Source organism: Paenibacillus sp. JJ-100, from assembly GCF_948329825.1.
Classification (GTDB): Bacteria; Bacillota; Bacilli; order Paenibacillales; family Paenibacillaceae; genus Paenibacillus.
The window spans coordinates 57960-82232 of the sequence record NZ_CAOJCM010000008.1 but is presented as its reverse complement, the minus strand read 5'-3'; the positions used below and the strand labels follow the sequence as shown (position 1 = coordinate 82232).

19 protein-coding genes and 1 other RNA gene are annotated in these 24273 nt (G+C 43.8%); 17 read left to right on the top strand and 3 right to left on the bottom strand.

The window, feature by feature from the left end; genetic code table 11:
- The first annotated feature begins 11 nt into the window (after positions 1-11).
- The 7 genes from smpB (at position 12) to PQG66_RS22190 (ending at position 9204) form a co-directional block, all read left to right on the top strand.
- Positions 12-494: an SsrA-binding protein SmpB gene (smpB, locus tag PQG66_RS22220; protein WP_111270227.1), complete on the top strand. Its 483-nt coding sequence runs from the start codon at positions 12-14 to the stop codon at positions 492-494.
- A 632-nt stretch (positions 495-1126) separates the two neighbouring features.
- Positions 1127-1491: a transfer-messenger RNA gene (gene ssrA, locus PQG66_RS22215) on the top strand.
- Between the two features lie 257 nt (positions 1492-1748).
- Complete coding sequence (locus PQG66_RS22210; protein WP_272040019.1) at positions 1749-3761, top strand: type I restriction-modification system subunit M; 2013 nt, start codon at positions 1749-1751, stop codon at positions 3759-3761.
- Positions 3758-5056: a restriction endonuclease subunit S gene (locus PQG66_RS22205; RefSeq protein ID WP_272040018.1), complete on the top strand. Its 1299-nt coding sequence runs from the start codon at positions 3758-3760 to the stop codon at positions 5054-5056. Before PQG66_RS22210 ends, PQG66_RS22205 begins: the two co-directional genes overlap by 4 nt.
- 6 nt (positions 5057-5062) lie before the next feature.
- Positions 5063-8053 (top strand): type I restriction endonuclease subunit R, encoded by a 2991-nt coding sequence (locus PQG66_RS22200; protein WP_272040017.1) that lies wholly within the window; start codon positions 5063-5065, stop codon positions 8051-8053.
- Between the two features lie 388 nt (positions 8054-8441).
- Positions 8442-8639, top strand: coding sequence for a hypothetical protein (locus PQG66_RS22195; RefSeq protein ID WP_272040016.1), 198 nt, complete (start codon positions 8442-8444; stop codon positions 8637-8639).
- A complete protein-coding gene (locus PQG66_RS22190; RefSeq protein WP_272040015.1) occupies positions 8632-9204 on the top strand; it encodes a zeta toxin family protein in 573 nt (190 codons plus the stop codon). Before PQG66_RS22195 ends, PQG66_RS22190 begins: the two co-directional genes overlap by 8 nt.
- 165 nt (positions 9205-9369) lie before the next feature.
- Here PQG66_RS22190 and PQG66_RS22185 read toward each other — a convergent pair whose 3' ends face one another.
- Both PQG66_RS22185 and PQG66_RS22180 read right to left on the bottom strand, forming a co-directional pair.
- The gene (locus PQG66_RS22185; protein ID WP_272040014.1) at positions 9370-9660 is read right to left on the bottom strand and encodes a transporter; all 291 of its coding nucleotides are present in this window, start codon (positions 9658-9660) and stop codon (positions 9370-9372) included.
- Positions 9661-9702: 42 nt separating this feature from the next.
- Positions 9703-10008 (bottom strand): hypothetical protein, encoded by a 306-nt coding sequence (locus tag PQG66_RS22180; RefSeq protein ID WP_272040013.1) that lies wholly within the window; start codon positions 10006-10008, stop codon positions 9703-9705.
- Positions 10009-10463: 455 nt separating this feature from the next.
- On the opposite strand from PQG66_RS22180, the gene PQG66_RS22175 reads away from it, so the two are divergent.
- A complete protein-coding gene (locus PQG66_RS22175) occupies positions 10464-11777 on the top strand; it encodes an NAD(P)/FAD-dependent oxidoreductase (protein ID WP_272040012.1) in 1314 nt (437 codons plus the stop codon).
- A gap of 17 nt (positions 11778-11794) precedes the next feature.
- A complete protein-coding gene (locus PQG66_RS22170) occupies positions 11795-13132 on the top strand; it encodes an NAD(P)/FAD-dependent oxidoreductase (protein ID WP_272040011.1) in 1338 nt (445 codons plus the stop codon).
- A gap of 443 nt (positions 13133-13575) precedes the next feature.
- On the opposite strand, the gene PQG66_RS22165 is transcribed toward PQG66_RS22170, so the two are convergent.
- Complete coding sequence (locus PQG66_RS22165; RefSeq protein ID WP_272040010.1) at positions 13576-13872, bottom strand: DUF2089 family protein; 297 nt, start codon at positions 13870-13872, stop codon at positions 13576-13578.
- A gap of 355 nt (positions 13873-14227) precedes the next feature.
- Between PQG66_RS22165 and PQG66_RS22160 the strand changes: the two genes are divergently transcribed.
- From PQG66_RS22160 to PQG66_RS22125, 8 genes are all read left to right on the top strand, one after another.
- On the top strand, positions 14228-14590 hold the full coding sequence (locus PQG66_RS22160) for a hypothetical protein (protein WP_272040009.1): 363 nt from the start codon (positions 14228-14230) through the stop codon (positions 14588-14590).
- Positions 14591-14856: 266 nt separating this feature from the next.
- Entirely contained in the window at positions 14857-16935 is a 2079-nt protein-coding gene (locus PQG66_RS22155; RefSeq protein WP_272040008.1) for a cache domain-containing sensor histidine kinase, read from the top strand.
- Positions 16917-18563, top strand: coding sequence for a response regulator transcription factor (locus PQG66_RS22150; protein ID WP_272040007.1), 1647 nt, complete (start codon positions 16917-16919; stop codon positions 18561-18563). Before PQG66_RS22155 ends, PQG66_RS22150 begins: the two co-directional genes overlap by 19 nt.
- A 136-nt stretch (positions 18564-18699) precedes the next feature.
- Entirely contained in the window at positions 18700-20019 is a 1320-nt protein-coding gene (locus PQG66_RS22145; protein ID WP_272040005.1) for an extracellular solute-binding protein, read from the top strand.
- Between the two features lie 139 nt (positions 20020-20158).
- Positions 20159-21028: a carbohydrate ABC transporter permease gene (locus PQG66_RS22140; RefSeq protein ID WP_272040004.1), complete on the top strand. Its 870-nt coding sequence runs from the start codon at positions 20159-20161 to the stop codon at positions 21026-21028.
- Positions 21029-21042: 14 nt separating this feature from the next.
- The gene (locus PQG66_RS22135) at positions 21043-21921 is read left to right on the top strand and encodes a carbohydrate ABC transporter permease (RefSeq protein ID WP_272040003.1); all 879 of its coding nucleotides are present in this window, start codon (positions 21043-21045) and stop codon (positions 21919-21921) included.
- A 169-nt stretch (positions 21922-22090) separates the two neighbouring features.
- Positions 22091-22708, top strand: coding sequence for a polysaccharide deacetylase family protein (locus PQG66_RS22130; RefSeq protein WP_272040002.1), 618 nt, complete (start codon positions 22091-22093; stop codon positions 22706-22708).
- Between the two features lie 216 nt (positions 22709-22924).
- Positions 22925-24178, top strand: a complete 1254-nt coding sequence (locus tag PQG66_RS22125; RefSeq protein ID WP_272040001.1) for a mechanosensitive ion channel family protein — start codon at positions 22925-22927, stop codon at positions 24176-24178.
- Positions 24179-24273: the final 95 nt, after the last annotated feature.

Here is a 24273-nt window from a genome sequence, read left to right as displayed (position 1 = left end):
GGAGTGAGGACATGGGCAAGAATGATGGGCAGAATAAAGTGCTTGCACAGAATAAAAAGGCTTCCCATGACTACTTCATTGAAGATACATATGAAGCGGGCATGGTGCTGACCGGTACGGAGATTAAGTCTATTCGTAACGGACGTGCGAACATCGGAGATGCATTTGCTACAATCCGAAATGGTGAGATTCACATTCATAACATGCATATTAGCCCTTTTGAACAAGGGAATCGTCATAATCCGCTAGATCCGACGCGTACACGTAAGCTGTTGCTGCATAAGGCGCAGATTCATAAGCTGCTGGGATTATCGAAGCAGGACGGATACAGTATTGTACCATTGAAAATTTATGTTCGTAACGGATACGCGAAGTTGCTGCTGGGCCTTGGTAAAGGTAAGAAGCAGTTCGACAAACGTGAATCCGCCGCGAAGCGGGATGCTCAACGTGATATTCAACGTGCATTGCGCGAGAAGCAGAAGGTTGCGCGTTAAGAGAGAGCTACGTTTTGTACGAGCCGCCAAGATATGTGATGTTAGTTTGTCTGCTAGGCAGTACGAGTCGCTAATACTGATTGCAGGAATCCCCGCGACTTGTGCTAGATTGGGTGAGTGTGGGGATTTTTCATGGAAAATACTGCGTAGGTTTGTTGAATGGTGGGTAAATTAATAAAACCAACGGTTTTCGATTTGCGTTGGAGTTTAGCGCTGTGCGCAACTCAAGACCGGTTCGAGACACCTAAGGATGGCAAGGATGTTAAGTCTGATCTTCTACAAGGATGTTAAGTTTGATCTTCTAGATGTTTAGAATGCTTTTAGATGAGTTGTCCACCGTTGGGTAAACTTTACTTCCGATGAGTCACGCGGTATAATATGTAGACGATTGAGCTTGATGTGTAAGGCTATATCCTATCGTTAAGGTTGGATAACCTTTCATCTATTCTCAGTAAGCTGGAATACCTTCCAGCAATCTGCACTATATTGGCGATCTTGGCTGTGATATGATTATACATGTAGCAGACAGGAATGCCGAGTATGTAAGAGACATCTTTTCACCTTGGAGGGATTAGATGTGCAGCACCTTTGCTCCGTATTCACGGATTAATCCTGGAGCCCTTCTTATATGAGGGGGCGTTTATGGATTCGACGGGGATAGTTCGAGCATGGGTAGCGGGTAGTGGGGACGCGTCCGCTTCATCAACGCTAAAGCCTATTAAACGGCAAACAACAAACAAACTACGCTTTCGCAGCCTAAGAAACTGTGTGCGTGCTTCTAACCTGCATCGCCCATGTGACAGGATTAGGGGCTAACAAGTAGTGGGATACGCTGTCACATCTCCGCCTGGGGTGTGCTGAAGAAGACAATCAGGCTGACCCAACGTATAGCCGGTTACGGGGCGATACTCGGGTGACATCAAAACTGTGACTACACCCGTAGAAGCTTATGTGTCGTTATCTTCGGACAGGGGTTCGACTCCCCTCGCCTCCATTCTGTAAATCCACACCTAAAAACAGGTGTGGATTTTTTAATATGCACTTACGTCATCTTTTCTACTTCCTGCACGCAGGTGTCTTGGATTCTCTTAATTTTTGTCACTAAAGCAGCTATAATTGTATTTAGTAACGAAGTGTAAAGAATTATCAAAAGGTTTGTTTTTTATTGAGTTTTCTTTATATATAAATTGCTCAGTGTACATCAATTATATATTATTATTCGAAAAACTCTCTAACCAATTAAGGAGATTACTCATGATCAACTTTCAAGATAAAGTAAGTTTCATTTGGTCAATCGCAGAGATCTTGCGAGGACCGTATAAACCAGAGGACTATGGTAAAATCGTTCTACCATTAGCAGTATTACGTCGTTTTGACTGCGTATTAGAGAGCACAAAAGAGGAAGTATTAACAAAGGCAGAGCAGTTTGCTGCAATGAATGAAGATGCTCGTGAGCCGATTTTAAATCGTGTTTCAAAGCAAAACTTCCACAACACAAGTAAGTATGATTTTAACAAGCTATTAACAGATTCTGACAACATTGCTGATAACTTACGTGACTATATAAATGGCTTCTCAAAAGTGGCTCGTGATATTATGGATCACTTCGACTTTGACCGCCAAATCGATAAACTTGAGCAAAACAACTTATTATACTTAACGATTAGACGCTTTAGTGAAATCGACTTACATCCAGAAACAGTTTCAAACATTGAGATGGGTTATGTATTCGAGGAACTAATTCGTCGTTTCAATGAGAATGCAGAAGCAGGAGATCACTATACGCCACGTGAAGTAATTCGTCTTATGACGCATTTATTATTCTTACATGACGATGCAAGTATTTTAACGAAGCCAGGTTTAACACAAACGTTATATGATTGTGCAGCTGGTACAGGTGGTATGGGTTCAGTTGCACAAGAATATTTACTAAGCCAAAATCCAACAGCGCATTTAGAGTTTTTTGGCCAAGAAATTAATCCTGAATCATATGCAATTTGTAAGGCAGACTTACTCATTAAAGGTGAAGATGCACGTAACATTCGTTTAGGGAACACGTTATCAAACGACCAATTCCCACGTGATAAATTTGATTACTTAATTTCAAATCCACCGTACGGGGTGGACTGGAAATCATATGAGAAGCCAATTAAAGAAGAACATGAGAAACAAGGTTTTGACGGGCGTTTCGGTCCTGGTACGCCTCGTACAAGTGACGGGCAACTATTATTCCTAATGCACTTATTATCAAAAATGAAGCCAGTAACAGCAGAAAATCCACAAGGCTCTCGTTTAGCCATTATTATGAACGGTTCACCATTATTTACAGGTGATGCGGGATCTGGTGAAAGCGAAATTCGTAAGTATGTGCTTGAAAACGACTTAATAGAAGGCGTCGTGGCACTGCCGAACGACCTTTTCTACAACACAGGTATTGCAACGTATATTTGGATTTTAACGAACAATAAAGCACCTCTTCATAAAGGGAAAGTTCGTTTAGTGAATGCCGCAGATTTCTCAAAAAAAATGAAAAAATCGATGGGGAGCAAGCGAAACGAAATTACAGAAGAGCAAATTAACGAGATTGTTCGAATATACGGCGATGCACAGCCAAACGAGTGCGTGAAGATCTTCGATTATGAAGACTTCGGCTACGCAAAAATTACAGTAGAGCGTCCATTACGTTTAAACTTCCAAGTCAATGAAGAGCGTCTTGCACATGTCGTAGAAGGAAAAGGCTTTGCGAACTTAGCAACATCGAATAAAAAAGGTGATGCAGGTCATTTTGAAATCGAAGAAGGCAAAAAGCTGCAAACACAAATTTTATATATTTTACGCACGTTAGCAAGTGATAAAGTATATAAAAATCGTGACGAGTTCACGAAAGTAGTGAAAGATGCGTTGAAGCAAGCTGGTATTACTATCGGAGCAACAGTTTTAAAGGCAATTATAGCGGGGCTATCTGAAAAAGATGAAACAGCTGACATGTGTATGAAAAATAAAACAGACATCGAGCCTGATACAGATTTACGAGATACAGAAAATGTGCCATTGAAAGAAAGTATTCATGACTACTTTGCTCGTGAAGTATTACCACACGTACCAGATGCATGGATTGATGAATCAAAAACAAAAATCGGCTACGAAATTCCATTTACTCGCCAATTCTACAAATACACAGCATTACGCAGTTCATCAGAAATTATGGACGAGATTCGTGCGTTAGAAGCGGAGATTGCTGTGCAGTTGAAGCAGGTGATGGGATGAGTAATAAGCTATGGCCAAAGAAAAAAATAACATGGTTATTCGATGTAATAGGTAGTGGCACTACACCTCCAGCATCAAATGAAATGTATTATAACTCTCCAGATATGGCTTGGTTAAATACAGGTGATTTAAAAGATAGTTATATAAAAAAAACATCTAAACACGTGTCTCAGCAAGCATTAGATGAATTTTCAGCCTTAACTGTTTTTCCTAAAGATTCTTTAGTTATGGCTATGTATGGGGCAACCATTGGTAAACTAGGCATAACTAAATATGAAACAACTACTAATCAAGCATGCTGTGTGTTATCAAAACCTAGAGAAATTATTACTAAATTTATTTTTTATTGGTTAATGGGACATCGTGCAGAAATTATTAATCTTTCTCAAGGTGGAGGACAGCCCAATATTAGTCAAGGTATTATTCGAAATATCAGAATAGCTGTACCACCAGTAGAACTGCAAAATAAAATAGTTAATTTCATTGATAAGAAATTTGAAGAAACTAATCAATTAATTGATAAAAAAGAAAAGATGATTAATCTTTTAGAACAACAACGCCAATCAATCATCACAGAAGCTGTTACAAAAGGTTTAAATCCGAATGTGAAAATGAAAGATTCAGGTGTTGAGTGGATTGGTGAGATTCCTGAACATTGGGAAGTAAAAAAAGTTAAACATTTTGCCAATCATGTAGGAAGTGGAAAGACTCCATCAGGTGGATCAGAGGTATATTTAGATGAAGGAGTACCTTTTTTACGAAGTTTGAATGTTCATTTTGATGGAATCCGTTTGAAAGATTTAGCATTTATTTCAGAAGAGACAAATGCTGAAATGAAATCTTCACAAGTTAACCCTTTAGACATTTTATTGAATATTACAGGAGCTTCCATAGGACGAACAGCAATTGTTCCTAAAGACTTCGGGAGAGCAAATGTTAACCAACATGTGTGTATTATTCGATTAAATCAAAAGAAAGTTTATCCATTTTACTTCAATATGTTAATGTCTTCAGACGTTATAAATCAACAAATTTGGTTTGCACAAAACGGTAGTTCGAGAGAGGGGCTAAATTTTGTACAAGTGAAAGAACTTATATTTGCTATTCCTCCGACATTAGAAGAACAACGTGAAATAAATAAGTGGGTATTTAATAAACAGAAAGCCATTTTTAATTTGACTTCGACAGTGAAAGAACAAATCGAAAAATTAAAAGAATACCGCCAGTCCCTTATCTACGAAGCGGTAACCGGCAAAATCGAAGTAAGTGAAATGGAACTCGATGAAGTGAGGTGAGTTGTGATGGCTGTGGATACTTCAGAAAAAGGTTTTGAAACGAATATTGAAATATCACTAATTGCGAATGGCTATAAAAAGCGTGTGTTAGAAGGAGAAGAGAGTGCTGCTTTCAAGCAGCATGCTATCGACGTAGAAGAGCTATTTTGTTTTTTAGAGGATACGCAGGAAAAACGTATGCGTACGCTAGAAAAATCGTATGGTCCCTCATATAAAGAAGAAGTTTTAAAACGTATTAAAGACCAGCTACATCGTCAAGGTTTGGTCGAATGTCTACGTAAAGGGATTAAAGACCGTGGTGTGACATTACAGCTTGCGTATAATAAACCTCCCACGGATATGAATAAAACATTAAATGAGCAGTATGGGAAAAACCGCTTTAACGTTGCTCGCCAAGTGTATTACAGTGATAAGCATAACAATAGCTTAGATATGGTGCTATTTTTAAACGGTTTGCCCCTTGTTGTGATGGAGCTAAAAAATCCATTAACAAATCAAACCGTTGAACATGCGATGAAGCAGTTAAAGACGGACCGTAATCCAATTGAGCAACTGTTTAAATTTAATGAGCGTGTTGCCGTTTACTTTGCTGTTGACCCAGATGAAGTATTTATGACGACAAAGCTTGATAAAGACAAAACATACTTCTTACCATTTAACAAAGGCAATAATGGTGGGAAGGGTAATCCGTTAACTTACGGTGACAATTATCGTACGCATTATTTATGGGAAGAAATATTAGCCCCAGATAGCTTGCTCGACATTTTATATCGCTTCATCTTCATTAAGAAGGACGACATTAAAGATTCAAACGGTGAAACGATTGGTGAGCGTCAAATGCTCATTTTCCCTCGTTTCCATCAGCTGGATGTTGTACGTAAGTTAGAAGCAGATGTTGCACAAAAGCTTGTCGGTCATAATTATTTAATTCAGCACTCTGCGGGATCGGGCAAGACGAACTCGATTTCGTGGCTTGCACACCGTTTAGCGAAGTTACATAACGAGGACAATGAATCCATTTTTAGTAGTGTAATCGTTATTACCGATCGCCGAGTGTTAGATAAGCAATTACAAGATGCGGTGTATCAGCTGGAGCATAAAGCAGGGATGGTAGAGCCGATTGATAAAGATTCAGAGCAATTAGCACGTGCCATTAATAATGAGACACGTATTATTATTACGACGCTTCAAAAGTTCCCGTTTATTTTAGAAAAAGTAGCGGGCTTTGAGCGTAAAAAGTATGCGGTCATTATTGATGAGGCACACTCATCCCAAGGTGGTAAAGCTTCAACAGCATTAACGAATGTGTTATCGGATAAAACGTTAGAAGCGGCTTATGAGGAAGACCGTATTGCGGAAGAAAACTTAGATGATGTGGACGAAAAAATCGTTGAAGCAATCATGAAAAGTGGTAAGCAAGATAACGTATCTTTCTTTGCATTTACGGCGACACCAAAGCCGAAGACATTAGAGAAATTCGGTACAGTTGGTGTAGATGGTAAGCCAGCAGCATTCCATCAGTACACAATGCGACAAGCAATTGAAGAAGGTTTTATTTTAGATGTGCTTGAAAACTATACGACCTATAAAACATTCTGGAAAATTGCAAAGACAGTAGACGATGACCCAGAGGTATCACAAAAACAAGCAACGAAAAAGCTAGCGCAATACGTGTCACTACATCCGCATAGCATCGCACAAAAAACAGAAATTATTATCGAGCATTATCGTAATTTTGTACAGCGCAAAATTGGCGGTCGTGCAAAGGCAATGGTTGTAACAGCGAGCCGTTTACATGCAGTACGTTACAAACTGGCTTTCGATAAGTATATTAATGAAATGAACTACAATGATTTAAAAACAGTAGTTGCTTTCTCAGGTACTGTGAAAGATGGCGAGATTAATTATACCGAGCCAGAAATGAATCAGTTCTCTGACAAAGAGTTGCCTGAAAAGTTTAACTCTGACGAATACAAAGTGCTACTTGTAGCGGAGAAATATCAAACTGGGTTTGATGAACCACTGTTGCACACAATGTATGTAGACAAGCCATTAAGCGGTATTAAGGCGGTGCAAACACTATCTCGTTTAAATCGTACATGCCCTGGTAAAGACGATACATTCGTATTGGATTTTGTAAATGACCCAGAAGAAATGAAGGCGTCTTTCCAGCCTTATTATGAATCGACAAGTCTATCAGAAATTACTGATCCAAATATCCTTTATGATATGCAGGCCGAGCTTGAGCCATATCAAGTGTTTACGGAAGAAGAAGTGCAAAGGGTGAATGAGCTTGAGGTAATAGGCGGTGTGAAGAAGTCTACGAAGGCTCAAGCCGAGTTAAATGCGGTCCTCGATAAAGGTGTGGAGCGTTTTAAAAAGCTTTCGGTAGAAGAACAATTCGCATTTAAACAAGCGGCTACGAAATTTACACGTACGTATGGCTTTATTTTGCAAGTTGTAACATTTATCGATCTAGGTCTGCACAAGGAATATATTTATTTAACGTACTTTTTGCGTAAATTACCACGTGGACAAGGAGACAAAGACGTTTATTTGGCTGATGATGTAGCACTTGAATATTATCGTAATCAGAAAATGTTTGAAGGTAGCATTGTGCTTGAGAAAATAGGCGGCTACGACCTAGATCCTCAGAAACATGGTGCTAGTGGTGCAGCTGAGGATGAAATAGTTCGTTTATCGAGCGTGTTAGATAAGTTAAATGAGCGCTTCGGTACACAATTCACAGAAACGGATTTCCTTTCCCGCGAGCAAGTAAAAGAAGACATTTTAAATGATGAAGACATTCGACAAAGAGCAAAAAATAATACAAAAGAAAATTTTAAATTTGCCTTTGAAAAATCCTTTATGAATTTTGTTATTGACCGTATGAGCAGTAATCAAGGCTTTTTTATGAAGATATTGGAAAATGATGAATTTAAAACTGTGATTATGGAAGATATGATGAATGAAGTTTATATGGAAGTAAATGGTTAATTAAATCATTTATATAGGGACACTTAACTAGGTGAAAAAAATATAAAAGAGTTACTTTTACGAGTTTAGACTTAAGATACCTCTCTGGAAAAGCTACATACATTCATTGCGGCCGTATATCAATCGCATTCGTATGTTAATCAGCAAATATCGCTTTTATTTTAGGAAGCTAGGGCGTTCTGTTTAAACATGAAGGGATTTTCTTTTGAAGTGAGGAGGCTGTAGACTACCTCCTCGAGCTATCTAGACATTAACTGTCGGAGAATTGTGGTTTAGCACAACCACGGTTCGCCTCCAGTAGAGTCAAGAAACCATCAACCAGCGTTCTGGTTGGTGGTTTTTCTGTTTATGATATAATAAAGTATATATTTAGATTGGGGGATTCAAGATGATAGAGAATCGAGAACAGCTCCAAGAAATTCTAAAGAAGGCAAATCAACATGCGCGGAAGCAGGCTAAAGAATTAGGTGCTTCTATTTACTATATAAAGAATAACAAACGTATTCGCGAGGATGCGGAAGGTAACAAGTTCGAAATCACATTTGATGCTGCTGGGAAACGTCAGGAGTACGAATATCATGAATAAAACTAAACCCGTTATGACTGTGTTCGCTGGAACCAACGGAGCAGGGAAGAGTACACTCAGTATGCAAATGAGAGATTGGCTGGGGAAACTGGTAGATCCCGATCAGATTGCAAGAGAGTTGAAGCCTGATAACCCTCGTAGTGCTGACCTATCTGCTGGAAGAGAAGCTGTGAAACGAATTCGATCGCTCATCAAAAATGGTGAGGACTTTGCCATAGAAACGACATTATCTGGATCATTTGTTCTAAAACATATGGAAAGTGCTAAACAGAGAGGTTACGAAATTGTCCTGTATTACATCGGCCTTCAAGATGTGCAGATGCATATAGATCGTGTAGCTTCTCGTGTCGAGCAGGGAGGGCATTGGATCGCCGAAGAGGATATTCGTTATCGATATGGTGAGTCATTGAAGAATCTTACGCCAGCTCTAGCCATCGCAGACCAGGTTATCATCATTGATAATACATACGAGCCTTTAATTGTTGCGGAAATCACACAAGGGACTTTAATCTATTGTGTAGAGTCTATACCCGCTTGGGCTAATCCTGTTTTGGTTGGATATTGAATTTCGGGTGCCATCAAAACCGTTATTAAACCCCTAGAAGCATATATGACGTTATCTTCGGACAGGGGTTTGACTCCCCTCGCCTCCATTAGTAGTATAAGAAAAAGCACCCAAGTGGTGCTTTTTTGTTTTTGGTAAGTTGGAAAGGGATCGATATTTTCTTCTCTAAAAACATGTAAATGACACAATGCTTCTTAGATCGACTCCAGTAAACATCCATCTTCGACCGGTCCATCTAAAACCTGCAACGGATGTACGCCCTACAAAGGTGGGGAAGAACCAGAACGCGTTCCCATTTCTCAGCCACACATATGTGTTGCGGAATAAACAACCGACAATAGCTCCGGGGTCGATGGCGAACGCTGTAGCAGCGGGTTGCGGTGGTGTGAATTGTGGAGGAGGAGAGGATGGTGGCTGCTGTACTCCTTGTGGTCCTTGAGGTGGCATGAATGCCATAAGATTTCACTCCTTAATGATAGGATTAGGCTTGGGTCAGGCCTATAATAATGAAATGGCGAGTAAATTGAATAGCACTAGGGGTAATACGACATCATTTTGGAAACCAGGAACAAAGCCTCGATTAGTCATAGGGCTTGGTAGTTTTAAGTATAAAATTCCCCTTTCACTGTGGATGAGTAACCCTTCAAAAACATCGCCATCTACTGTCTCCACTCGAACAAGTGTATTAACATGGTTTTTACATATATTTGTTACATGGTCTTGAATGGATTTTAAGTTATTCATAGTGGTTGGATCCATTCGAAACAATGTTTGTTCTTGTTGCCCCTGCAGTTGCAAGTTCATGGTCATGACCTCCAATTTAGATTCGTTCATTTTCTCCATTCTATGCAGAAGCCTATAGGGGAGTGACGGTCTGCATGCGATTGATAATAGGTTTCCATTCTTTTAAACGGATGACCCGAAGGAGATCGAGTGAGAGGGGGACATATGTTTATGATGGCTAGTGGTTCCTTAACAAACTAATTTCAGGTGACATCAAAACCGTGACTAGACCCGTAGAGGCTTATATTCGTTATCTTCGGACAGGGGTTTGACTCCCCGTGTCTCCACACCATCCTTTAGGATGGTGTTTTTCATATTTAGGGCATAACTGTAATAGGGCGTGGTGTCAGGAATACTTTACGGGATTATGCGGTGCATACTCCTATGTTATAATTAGTAAGTGTAATATCTTTTGAAAAATCACATTTCACATTTCTATATATAAATCTATTGGACAAGGAGTACATTGACTAACTATGCACGATGATCAGGCTATATTGCACCACCAATTAATTATAATCGGCGCAGGCGCATCAGGGCTTATGGCCGCTATTACTGCGCGGGATTTAGGTATGGATATCGCCATTCTGGAGGGGAATGACCGGATTGGGAAGAAAATCTCCATGACAGGCGACGGTCGTTGTAATATTACGAACGATTCCACTGCGACGGGTACGGATGACGAAGCGGTAGCCTTATCGCGTAAGTATTACGGCAGTCAGGCTGAATTCACGCTTCCTGTGCTGCAACAATTCGGCATCAGTCAAACCATTGATTTTTTTCAGGTGCTCGGGCTGCCGCTCACGAAATTAAAAGAGGGTTTAATGTATCCGATGTCACTACAGGCGGCATCTGTGGTGGATATTTTCGATCTTGCTCTAGAGGAGCGGAACATTCCGGTATACCTTAACAATAAAGTGATTGATGTCACCGTATCGGCAGATCAACCGCGATTTACAATTACATGTCGAACGGAAACAGAGGAGCAGGTGGTCTATACTAGCGAATATCTATTTCTCTGTACGGGTGGTCTTACCGGCCAGAATGCGGGGACGGATGGGTCCGGATATACCATTGCCCAGCGAATGGGGCATTCCTTGGTGGAGCCTGTTCCGGCCCTTGTGCAATTGAAGGTGAAATATCCATATCAGAAGGCACTATCCGGCATCAAACTCCAAGGACGAGCCGACCTCCTCGTGAACGGCAAAATCGTCCGCAGTGAAACAGGCGAAATTCACTACACCGATTACGGCTTCTCCGGTCCAGCGGTCCTACAGCTTGGCCGGAAGGCGGCCGTTCACCTCGGGAAAGGGGACAACGTCACCCTATCTATCGATTTGATGCCGAACCGCACGGAGGAAGAGGTTATCGAATTTCTGGAGACAAACTGGGGGACGTTCGCGCACCGAACGGTCGCGGAGTCTTTCGTCGGTTTTTTACACAAGAAAATCGTCTCCGTCCTGCTGAAGGAAGCGAAAATTGACCAAGAGTCGGGCCTGCTATGCCAAGATCTCTCGTGGAAAACCAAAAAGCTCTTCTATAAGCTATTGAAGAGTTGGGAGTTTAAGGTGACCGAAACGCAAAGCTTTGAGCACGCGCAAGCAACAGCCGGCGGCATCACTACGAAAGAGCTCGTCGCAGATACAATGGAATCCAAGCTTGTGCCTGGGCTCTATTTGACCGGTGAGATCATGGATGTCGATGGCGAATTGGGTGGGTATAACCTGCAGTGGGCCTGGAGCTCCGGGTATACGGCCGCGATGGCGTTAGGGAAGCACATTTTCAGATAAAGCTATTAGATAAAGGAATGAATTCAACATATATGTATAAATCGAAATCTACGATGCACCATAAGTTGTTTATTATCGGTGCAGGCGCCTCAGGTCTCATGGCCGCCGTTACTGCTCGTGACCAAGGGATCGATACTGCGATTATTGAGGGCAACGACCGTCTTGGCAAGAAGGTCCTAACGACTGGTAATGGGCGCTGCAATATTACGAACCAATCTACGGTGACAGGTGCAGACGAAGCGGCCAATTTGTCAGTCAAATATCACAGCAATCAGGAGGAATTTCCGCTGCCTGTATTGCGGCAATTTGGTGTTCGGCAAACGATCGATTTCTTTAATACACTCGGACTTCCGCTGACCGCGATTGAGAATGGTCGAATGTACCCGATGTCGCTGCAGGCTGCTTCGGTGTTAGAAGTTTTCCGGATTGCCCTGGAAGATCGGAATGTTCCGATATACTACAAAACCAAAGTATTGGACGTTACCGTGTCGGAGGAACATCCACGATTCACGATTCATTGCGAGACGGAGGCAGAGGGGAAGGTCACCTATACCAGCGATTATCTCTTCATCTGCACAGGCGGCCTTACCGCTCCGAAAACAGGAACAGACGGCTCCGGTTACACACTTGCCCAGCGACTGGGACATACCTTGATCCATCCTGTACCCGGAATTGTCCAATTGAAGCTGGATAGCCCACATCTGAAGGAAATTACCGGAGTTAAGTTCGAAGGATGGGGGCACATCATCGTTAATGGTGAAGTGATCCGAAGTGAGTATGGAGAGGTGCTGTTTACGAATTATGGGGCTTCCGGCCCGCCGATTCTCCAGTTAAGCCGAAAGGCTGCATTCCAACTTGGAAAGGGAGAAAAGGTAATCTTATCGCTGGATATGATGCCAGACCGAACTGAGGAAGAGGTTATTGATTTTCTCGATACACATTGGGGAATGTTTGGACACCGGACGGTGGCTGCTTCCCTGATCGGCATCTTGAACAAGAAGCTGATCCCCGTCCTCTTGAAAGAGGCAGGAATCAGCGATCGGGATCAGAATCTGTTGTGTCAGGATCTCTCGTGGAAAACTAGAAAGGCGTTATGCCGCCTCATGAAGAAGTGGGAATTTATCGTGACCGATACCAATGGTTTTCCGGCCGCTCAAACGACAGCTGGCGGCATCGACACGACAGATTTAAAAGAAGGAACGCTCGAATCGAAGCTTGTGCCAGGGCTCTATTTTGCCGGCGAGGTGATGGATGTGGATGGGGATTGCGGTGGCTATAACCTGCAATGGGCCTGGAGCTCCGGTTATTCTGCCGCGATGGCACTTACTGATCATCTTCGCAGGCATAGTGTATAAAGATGGATCGTTGTTTGGCTCTTACCTAGGAAATGCACATCGGCGAATTGTGGTATTGTATGGCAACGGTTCGCCTCCATTAGAATCAAGAAAGAAACCATCAATCAGCGTTCTGGTTGGTGGTTTCTCTGTTTATGCTATAAGCAGGCTAAATCTTTATTTAATATCTTGGGTTCTCATCTTCATAAGTTCTTTATTTCTCTTTTGCTGTAGCGATTTTCTACCTACATTCCATTCCGAGATCAGGAAGAGTAAGCCTAACAACAAGTACAGTGTGAAGCTTAGGACACTCTGATATCGATCTGTGACCAACATCCATATAGAGAATGCGATATATCCCAGGGGGATGAGTGCCCCCCAAAGAATATGATTTCGAGTGGATAGCAAATACTGAAGTGCTAGTATTCCCACAATGATGAATAGATTGTATATATCTGTCATAATTAATCTTTCCTTTCTGATTTGTACTTTTCGATAATTAGTTTTGCGTCTTCCAGACTGATCCGGTCATCGATGGATAAATTCTTAATAAATTTGATGAAGTCTTCATTCTTCTCTACCTCATTAACCTTTATCTTCTCAATTAATCGATCGAGTTTGATTCGAACTGTAGGGTACGAAACTTCATATATTTTGGCAATCTCTTTTAAGGATCCGGATGTGAGAACAAACTTCTTTATGAACTCAAGGTCCTCATTTTCCAAAGAAAGTACCCAGTTAGGCAGGTCTCCTCTTTCCATAATTCCCCTCCTCTCGAAATGATAATAACACACTTATAAATAAAGTTAAACTATTTTTTAATAATATTAAAAATAATAATAAAATAAACATGAATAAAATGAATAATAAAGATATCTCACGCTAAAAGTTACACGCTAAAGTATGTTGCCGACAAGGATATCATCGGCTATATAAAGATTTGAGTGGTTGTACGAAATTCAAATGCTCTAATTTGTCTTCATACCAATCAAGAGAATCAACGGATTATTTATAAGATCTTAGATCTTAAACCTATTCATGATATGATCCCAATAGATAAGCATTAGTGCTAGTAGCGCCTCGAGATCAGTTGAAGTGAAAAGGGAGTGAACCCAAATGGCCGAAAAACATTGGCTTGTTGTGCAATATCCCCTGAAAAGTGCGAAAGGCAGTAAACGTGATCAGTGGTTAAAGGAAAAGGTAATGGAATACTTAGAGGTTGCTCTGAACGAGCACGAGTTGGGAGAGGTGGACGGATGTGACCAAGGGAGCAGTATGGCCGATCCGAACAAATATGTGATGAACATCTTCTGTGTCGTGGCGGAGGAAGAGCGGGGCATTGCGCTGGTCAAAAAAGTACTGCGAGAGAGTCGTCTGGATTACACTCGTATTCTAATTGCAACCATGCCTTACGGCAAAGAAGGAAGCTATACACTGAAATATGCCTCTAAAAAGGATGTCACTGAGTTCTCGTTATAATTCAATCTCCCCATCCACCTTTATTTCTCTAATATGATGCGATCTTCACATCTAACAGTGGAGGTCGTTTTTTGTCGTCTCACCTATATCCATACTCAATGCACCTTGTCTCTACCTACCTCATCATTTCTACGATCACGAAGCAGAGTATGGCAACATGTCCATAAAAGATATTAAGCCCCCTTCCAGATTCAGGCATATCATATACAATTGTATAAATCCGAGAGAGTTACATGATCGGAAATGTTAATCCATGGGAGGGTCAGATGTTGAAAAGGAAGTTTCATCTAAAGTTTCACTTGAAAGAGTTTATCCAGCGCAAGCCCAAGACACTCGCCTTTAAAATCCCCTTTGCGTACTTTGTCATTATTCTGCTAACGGTAGCGTTTAGTGCACTGGTGCTGAACCGCATTTCGGAAAATGACGCGCAGCAGAAAATCAATGAAGCATCGCTGCAGACGATTACGTCAATCCAGACGAATGTGAACCTCATGATCGAGAACGTCAACAATTATTCGAAAATGATATTCTCTGATCCCAATCTGCAGAACCTGCTTCGTCAGGGTAATGTGTACTCCAATTTGCAGACCCAATCCAAGGTTAGCTCGTATCTGACTAATCTTATGCAAGCGGTACCAATTATTGATTCGGTCTACATCTACGACAATTCGGGGCATCGCTTTTCGGTCGGGACACAGGAGTGGCCTATGTTTCTCGAAGCGAATGTGCAGGATGCACCCTGGTATGAACAGGCTTTGAACTACAAAGGGCGATACGTACTTAGGTTAAATGACAGCAAAAATGAAGACGATCGCTCGAATTCTAGGGAAGAGGAGAAGGAGAAGGAGGAGGGAGAAAATGTGGTCTCGTTTATTCGTTTGATCCGAGACTTGGATGATACAGCGCCGCTGGGTTTTCTTGTTATGAACATCAAAGAGAAATCCATTGCCCAGGCTTATGCCAATCTGTCTGCACCTGATTCATTCCAAGTGGCTATTTTGGACGAGCATCTGCAGATCATCGCAACAAATGCCACATCAACTGCTACATCAAATGCTACATCAAATGCCACCCAAAACGCTACAACCAATAACTCAATAAACACTGCTTCTACAGCATCTGCAAAATATAACGCCCTTGATAACGTCCTTGCAGCAACTCCAGTATCTCTAGCATCTCCGAAATTAGAAGGGTCTTTTGCATCCCAAGCATCCATGTTCGGTACTGAAAAGCAGACAGGGATGCACGAGATTCTAGAGACGAATCAGGTCAAGTTAAAGCAAGCCTTTCAGGAGCATCCCTCCGGCTCTGTGACGTTGCATTCCGGCGGACAGGATTACGCAGTAACCTACCGCTCGGCTGGTGATGATCAGTGGAAGTACATCAGCATGAGTCCATACCGTGCCACAGATACCCGCAATAAATCCTTGGTTTTGCTGGCTCTCATGCTGCTGGCGGTAAACGGGTCTGTCTTTTTCATCAGTTCATTCATCATCTCTCGCAGTGTGATCAAGCCGATTCATAAGTTACTCCGATCCATGCAGAAAGCACCAAGTGGTAACTTCCGCAAAGTCCAAGTGGAACTGAACAGTTACGAATTCGAACAGCTTTATAGCGGATACAACCAGATGATTGAGCAGATTGAAGAGATGCTGAGGCGCATGATTCAGGAGCAACAGACGATCCGCCGAGCCGAGCTAAACACCCTCCAAGCACAGATCAAGCCACATTTTTTGTACAACACCCTCGACTCTATCACATCCCTTGCAATGTCTGGTATGAACGACAAAGTGTGCGAGATGCTGGAGGCCCTCGGAAGTTACTACCGTCTGAGTGTGAGCAAAGGTAATGAAGTCATTACACTACGCGAAGAAGTTGAGATTGTTCGTCATTATCTGACCATTCAGCAGGTACGGTATCCGGGCGTAGTTGAGGTACAGTACGACATTGATTCAGACTGTGCGCAGGTGATGATTCCAAAGCTCGTACTCCAGCCGCTGGTGGAAAATTCCCTATATCACGGCATTCGCGCCAAAGGCAGCCCCGGCATGATACGTATCGAGGCCCGGCTAACGGGGGACGTCGTCATGCTAACCCTTGCGGATGATGGAGTGGGGATGTCTGAGGAACAAGTGCAGCAGATCCAGCTTACAGCATTGAACAAAGCGAGCCGTCCCACGGCTAACATGAATGCAAGCTTTGGTCTGTGGGGGACGATGGAGCGGCTGCGTATTTTTTATGATCGAGAAGACGGACTGCAACTAGAGAGTGTGATTGGAAAAGGAACCACGATAACCATTATCATCCCGAAGGGAGAAGCTGCATCATGGAACAACAACTTTTAAAAGTATTAATCGTGGATGACGAGTATCTCATCCGTAATCTGCTACGAATGCGCATGGATTGGCAGCAGCAAGGCATGCAGATTGTTGGTGAGGCCTCGAATGCTGCGGAGGCATTAGAGCAAGTGGAGTTACTGCATCCGGATATCGTGTTCACAGATATTTATATGCCCACGATGGACGGCATTGAGCTGAGTGGACTGATTCTGGACCGTTACCCCAGTGTCAAAATCGTAGTGGTGACGGGACATGATGAATTTGAATATGCACGTCAGAGCGTGAAGCTGGGCATATCTGATTTTATTTTGAAACCGATCCGGGCTTCTGAATTAGTACAGGTTACCACGAAGCTGCGAGCCGCTATCGAGCAGGAGAGAGGAAGGGAATATGAACTGGTCAAGTTGCGGGAGGAGATGAAGCGCAGTCTGCCGTATCTTAAGGAACGTTTTGTGAATCAGTGGTTGCAGGGTGTGTTGCATGAGGAGGAAGTGCGCGAGCAGGTACGTTTCTTCGGGATTCCCCTCTCTTCTCATATTCTGGAGGTTCAGGTAGCTGTTATAGAGATAGAGGCTTCTGTTCAACAGCAAGCTGAATGTAAACACTCAGACTCAGAGGAGATTCAGATCCTGCTACGCATGGAGGGGTTGAAGCATGTTCAGGTCTATTACGAACCAGATATGCAAAAAGTGATCGTAATGGACACGCGTAACCGGATTGTCATTCTCGCAACGGCCCCAGACGCCAGTCTGACTGCTCAGGTGGAGCCTCTTCAGGAAAAATTACAACAGGCACTCACTGCCGAGGGCATTGAAGTCAATGTGACGATTGGTATTGGCAAGACGCACTCAGGGTGGGGAGAGGTGTCTGTGGCATATCGGGAAGCTTGTCGTGCTCTGGAGTATCAGACGTTTGTAGGGAAAAATCAGGTGATATACTTCGAGGATCTCGTAATAAACAGCGTAATAAACAGTCATGACCCAAGTCAGTCTTATTGCTCCGATACAGGAATGCTTCAACAACTGCAATTCTGCATTAGTGTTGGTGCAGGGGAAGAAGCTGTGTCCCGACTCGAGCAGATCCTGTCTGCTCCATTCTCCACCGTAGGACAGTTCCGCATGGCAGCTATGGATGTAATCACCGAATGCCAGCGTGCAGTAATGGAACAGCAGCTTGAGGGGGAGCAGGTGTTCAACAACGAAGCTGTTGCTAGCATGCTAATGTCAGAGTATTTACCCGACCTGAGAATAATGCTGGAACAGTATGTTCGTACAGTGGCAGATCTGATTCAGATGAAGCGGCAGGCCAGGGAAGGGAATCTTATTGATCAGGTCAAGGCGTACCTTGAGGAGCAGATGGGCAATGCAGATGTGGGGTTATCGAGTACAGCTGCGGCTTTTTATGTAAGTCCGGGTCATTTGGGGCGTTTGATGAAAAAAGAAACCGGGCAGACGTTTGTTGAATATTTAACGCAGCTTCGCATGAAGAAGGCCGAATCACTGCTGAAGCAGACCGATTTGAAAGGATATGAGATCGGGGAACAAGTGGGTATCCCGGACCCGCACTATTTCAGCGTGTTATTCAAAAAACAGTTCGGCCGCTCCATGAACGAGTACCGCAATGTTAGAAGTTAATCTTACGTATTTCAGGATTTGGTCACGCTTTCATATGTGTTCGAATATTACAAGTCAATGCCTGTTTTCTAAATGGAGAACACCGTGCTCAATTACTAAAATGTGGATATAACCAATAAAAGATCAGGGAGGTCATATGATGAGAGCGCTATTCAAGAAATCATTAAGTCTATTACTGACTATGGGGCTTGCAGGTAGCCTGGCGGCATGCTCATCCGGGTCAGACGGCGGCGCACAGGGAGAGAGCAATGGCAAGATTAAGCTGACGCTGTGGGATCAATCGGTTGGTACAACAGATCCCTCCGCCAAGCTGCTGCCCGAGATCGTGGAGAGATGGAACAGCGAACATCCCGACATCCAGGTTGAACGTACAGGCACAACAGGTGAGCAATACAAAACTAAAGTGAAAACGTCCATTGCAGCCGGTGAATCACCAGACCTGTTCTACGGTATGGGCGGAGGCAGCTTTATGCAGCCATATATCCAATCCGGTAACGTGCTGGAGATTACCAGTTATCTGACAGATGATATCAAGGAACGCATGGGTCCGGGGATGGCTGAGGCCATTAATATGGATGGCAAAATCTACACACTGCCTGTGTACACACACATTGCCAATCTCTACGTGAATACGGAACTGTTCGAGCAGGCGGGTGCCAAAATCCCGACTACATATAACGAGTTGCTGGACGCTGTGACCAAACTGAAAGCGGCAGGAATCACCCCGGCGGTAATTGGCGAGAAAGACCGCTGGCCGGGCATGTACTGGTATGACATCATCGCGATGCGCCAAGCGGGGAATGCAGCGGTGATTGAAGCATTTAAAGACCCGTCCAAGTGGGATTCTCCAGATTTTATCGCGGCGGCTACCAAGATGCAGCAGCTGGCACAGGCCGGGGCATTTAACAGCAGCATGTTCAGTATGAGCTATGACGAGATGCTTGGTGCATTTAATGCAGGCAAAGGAGCGATGATGTTCCAGGCCAACTGGGTCAATGCAGGCATTGAAGATCCATCTTCCTCGGCAGTCAAAGGCAAAGTGAAGGTGATCCCGTTCCCTATCTTTGAAGATGGCAAAGGCACAAGCACCGAGATCTTCGGTGGCGCGGTTGACGGATTCTATATCAGCCAAACAACTAAGCACCCGAAGGAAGCTACGGAGTTCTTGATGTATCTGAGTGAGCAGCTCGGTACGCAAGGTTTTCTCGCGGGAGCGGGACTGCCAAGCTGGAAGACGGATTCACTCGACACCTCCAACCTGTCCTCTCTCGATCTGTCTGCTGCGGACATTATGAAAACGGCAACCTCGTTCATCGCTTGGTGGGATAATATCTTGCCAGCCGAGTCTGCGGAAGCACACAAAAATCTGATCGCCCAGCTGCTGGCTGGTGATGTGACGCCTGAGGAATTCTGCAAACAGATGGCACAGCTGAAACCAACGGAGCTAAGTCTATAGGTTTAACAGGCAACAGGTGGAGATAGGTTTGAGGTAAATTTGTGTTCGTGCAAGCGGCACCTGCGTTAACACTGAAATGAATGCCCAAACGAGGCGTGGTCCGGGGTTTCCCGGTCACGCCTTTGAGAGGAGAAGAGTCATGAACGCTGTATTTTCCAATAAAGGTACGATTGCCGTTTTTGTTTTGCCTACACTGATCCTGTTCTGCGGTATTGTGCTGATTCCGATCTTCGTTTCCAGCTATTACAGTCTGCTCGATTGGAATGGTGTAGGGAAAGGCACATTTGTCGGTCTGGACAACTATGTAGAGATGTTCAAGGATACCCGAGTGATCAACTCGATCCAAAATTCCCTTCTGTTCGCTGGCGCTTCCGTATTCATTCAACTGCCCATTTCACTGGTGCTTGCGCTGATTCTGGCTTCCAATGTGAAGGGAGAGGGCTTCTACCGGACGGTATATTTCATTCCTGTACTGATCTCCACGGTGGTTATTGCCCAGTTATGGTCCAAAATCTACAACGCGGATTACGGTCTCCTGAACGTGCTGCTGCAAAATATCGGTCTATCCAGCTGGGCGCAGGATTGGCTGGGTCAGAAGGAAACGGCTCTGACGGCTTCGTTTATACCCACCCTGTGGCAGTACATGGGATACCACATGTTACTCATGTATGCAGGAGCAAAATCGGTGTCTCAGGATGTGCTGGAGGCGGCACGAATGGACGGTGCTTCCCGGATGCGTGTGGCGTGGTCGATTATGATTCCGCTGATGAAGCCCATTCTGAAGGTGTGCCTTGTATTTTCGGTGATCGGGGCGTTTAAGGTGTTTGACCTGATCTATGTACTGACGGGTGGCGGACCCTTTTACAGCACAGAAGTGCCGAGCACGCTGATGTATACGACGATTTTTGATACCTTCCGGTACGGATACGGCAGTGCAATTTCGGTCTTTATTATTGTGGAATGTCTGGTATGTACCATCCTCATTAATTCATTATTCAAAACAGAGTAGAGGAGGGAAGAAGCATGAGTACCATTAACATTATGTTGCAAAAAAAGACCCAGCCTCAGCGCTCCATGACCAGAGCCATCGGCAAAGTGCTGCTGCAGGCGTTCTTGCTCCTGATCGCTATCATTCAGATTTATCCGCTGATCTGGCTAGCACTGTTCTCCCTGAAGGATAACAGTGAGATTTTCAGCGGCGACGTGGCAGGGCTGCCCAAAGCCTTTCTGTGGAGCAACTATACCAAGGCACTATCTGACGGGCATGTCCTGAACTATTTTATGAATAGCGTGCTGGTCACGGTGGTCTCGATTATTCTGGTGTTGATCCTGTCCTCGATGACGGGATACGCGATTACAAGAATGAACTGGAAGCTTAGTGGGCTGACGATGACCATGATTCTGCTGGGCATGATGGTGCCGATTCATGCGGCGCTGCTGCCGTTGTTTATTATTTTGAAAAACCTGAGTCTGCTGAATAGCTACTGGGCCTTGATCATTCCCTATGTAGCCTTTGGGATTCCGATGGCGGTCTTCATCCTGGGCAGTTTTTTCAAAGGCATCCCAAGAGAGATGGAGGAGTCGGCCGTCATGGATGGTTGCGGGATTTACCGCACGTTTTTCTCTATTATTCTGCCGCTCGTAACCCCGGCGATCTCGACGGTAGCGATCTTTACGTTTTTGTCGTGCTGGAATGAACTGATGTTTGCAGTAACGTTTATTAACAACACAGCTTATCAGACGCTGACGGTAGGTATGATGTCCATGGTCGGAACGTACATTACGCAGTGGGGCATTATTGGTGCAGGGTTAATGATTACGACAGTGCCAACGGTGGTGATCTATCTGCTGCTGAACAAACAGGTGCAGAAGAGCATGATTGCGGGTGCAATCAAAGGTTAAAGAGGGAATCGAAAAAATCTGGGGTTATCAGCGATTGGAGTTTCATTCTGTCATTCGAGAGCCTGTGTAAACATAACAAGTTGAACGTATATGGACTAGACCACAGCTTACAATCATGGAATAATAAGGGAGAGTTGATCCGAGCAGTCAGAGAGGGGAATGTGGTTACATGATGGAACAGTTGGTCGAGCAGGTATCTGTGCAGGAAAAGGTTGTAGCTTTTACGTTTGATGATGGCCCGCATCCGGTATATACCTATCAAGTGCTGGAAATCTTCCGCCGCGCAGGTGGCCATGCGACATTTTTTATGATTGGCAAGGAGATGGAGGCTTACCCGGACATTGCAGCAGAGGTGCACCGTGAAGGACATGAGATTGCCAATCATACATATACCCATCCGAACCTGACCGAGCTCACGCTGGAAGAGGCTGATGAGGAGCTGCGGCAAGCCGAACGTCTTGTTCAGGAAGTCACGGGCAAGTCCGCCCGCAGTTTCCGGCCGCCTTTTTTTGGCGTGAATGAGGACATCCTAGCTCTGGCTGCGGAACGTGGATACCGCACCATTGGTGCGGTGAACGGCGATGCTCGGGATTGGGACAATCCCGGGGTTGAACACATTCTGGAGCATACCCGTTCCGTGGTGAAACCGGGTAGTGTGTTAATCTTCCATGATGGGTACGGAGATCGCTCCCAGACCGTAGAGGCCGTGCGTGTGCTGGTGGAAGAACTGACGGCTGAAGGATATCGAATGGTCACTGTGAGTGAGTTGTTAGAATTGGCTGAGTGATCAGCTAAGTTGTCTAAGCTTCCCAATGAAGTGGCATCATATAGCCAGACCCATCATTCTATAGAATGAGAGGGTCTTTTTGTTGTGCATAAGTCGATATGAATCCCGCACAAAAAAGGGGTTCAAACCTGTGCAGAATATCCTTCGTTCATTTTACTTTACTATAGAATCTACTCTATAATAGTAGGTTAAACTAGACTGTGACAGGAGGTCATTATGGATCTAATTAGAAACCAGTTAGAGGAACTGGGAATGAGTGAGCCGTACCTTGGGTATCTTTCCAATGTGATTATGATACTATTTATTGCGCTAATTTCGATGATTGCGAATTATATTGCTAAACGAATTGTAATTAAGATTGTGCATCGGATTGTGAGCCATAATCGGTTCAAATGGGGGCACATTGTCGTCGAGAAAAAGCTGTTCCAGAGACTATCGCACCTTGTCCCAGCGATTATCATCTATTACACCGCATATATTTTCCCGGGTTATCAGGCTCTAATTGAAAAAGCGGCAATGACCTACATGATTGTGGTCATGATTACAGTGCTGAATGCGCTACTGAATGTATTTGACGATATCTATCGGACCTATGAAGTATCCAAAATCCGCCCGATTAAGAGCTACATTCAGGTGGCGAAGATCATTCTGTTTATCATCGGTGGTATTATTGTGATCTCGAGTCTGGTTGGGCAGAATCCGTTAATTATCCTCAGTGGACTAGGGGCTTTGTCCGCAGTATTGATGCTGATCTTCAAAGATTCCATCCTGGGTCTGGTTGCCGGTGTACAGCTGTCATCGAATGATATGGTACGTGTAGGCGACTGGATCGAGATGCCGAAGTACAATGCTGATGGTGACGTAATTGATATTACCTTGAACACGGTGAAAGTGATGAATTTCGATAAGACGATCACCATGATTCCAAGTTATGCATTGATATCAGACTCGTTCCGGAACTGGCGAGGTATGCAGGTGTCTGGTGGCCGAAGAATTAAGCGAAGCATTTTTATTGATATTAGCAGTATCCGTTTTTGCGATGAAGAGATGGTGGCGGAGTTTGAGAAAATTCACTACCTGACCGATTATATCACTTCGAAATTAAAGGAAATCGAAGCCTATAACACAGAACATCAAGTGAATAGAGAAAGTAATGTGAATGGTCGGCAGCTCACCAATATTGGTGTGTTTCGTGAATATATCCATCAATATTTGAAAAATCATCCGAAGATCAATCAGAACATGACGATGATTGTGAGACAGCTTGCTCCGGAGGATCGCGGGTTACCTCTCGAAATCTATGCATTCAGCAATGACACCAATTGGAGTGTCTATGAGACTGTGCAAGCGGATATTTTTGACCATATCTTTTCGGTGGCATCGACATTCGGGTTGCGTGCCTTCCAGAATCCGACGGGTCACGATATTGTGCAGCTCAAGGAAAATAGAGAATATGTGCGTGAATATTAGTTTTGCATAGGGAAAAGCCCGCATGATGTAACAACTCCAGATGGGGAATCTGCTCTGTATGACGAGTTAAGATCCATGGATTTGATTCAAGCTGG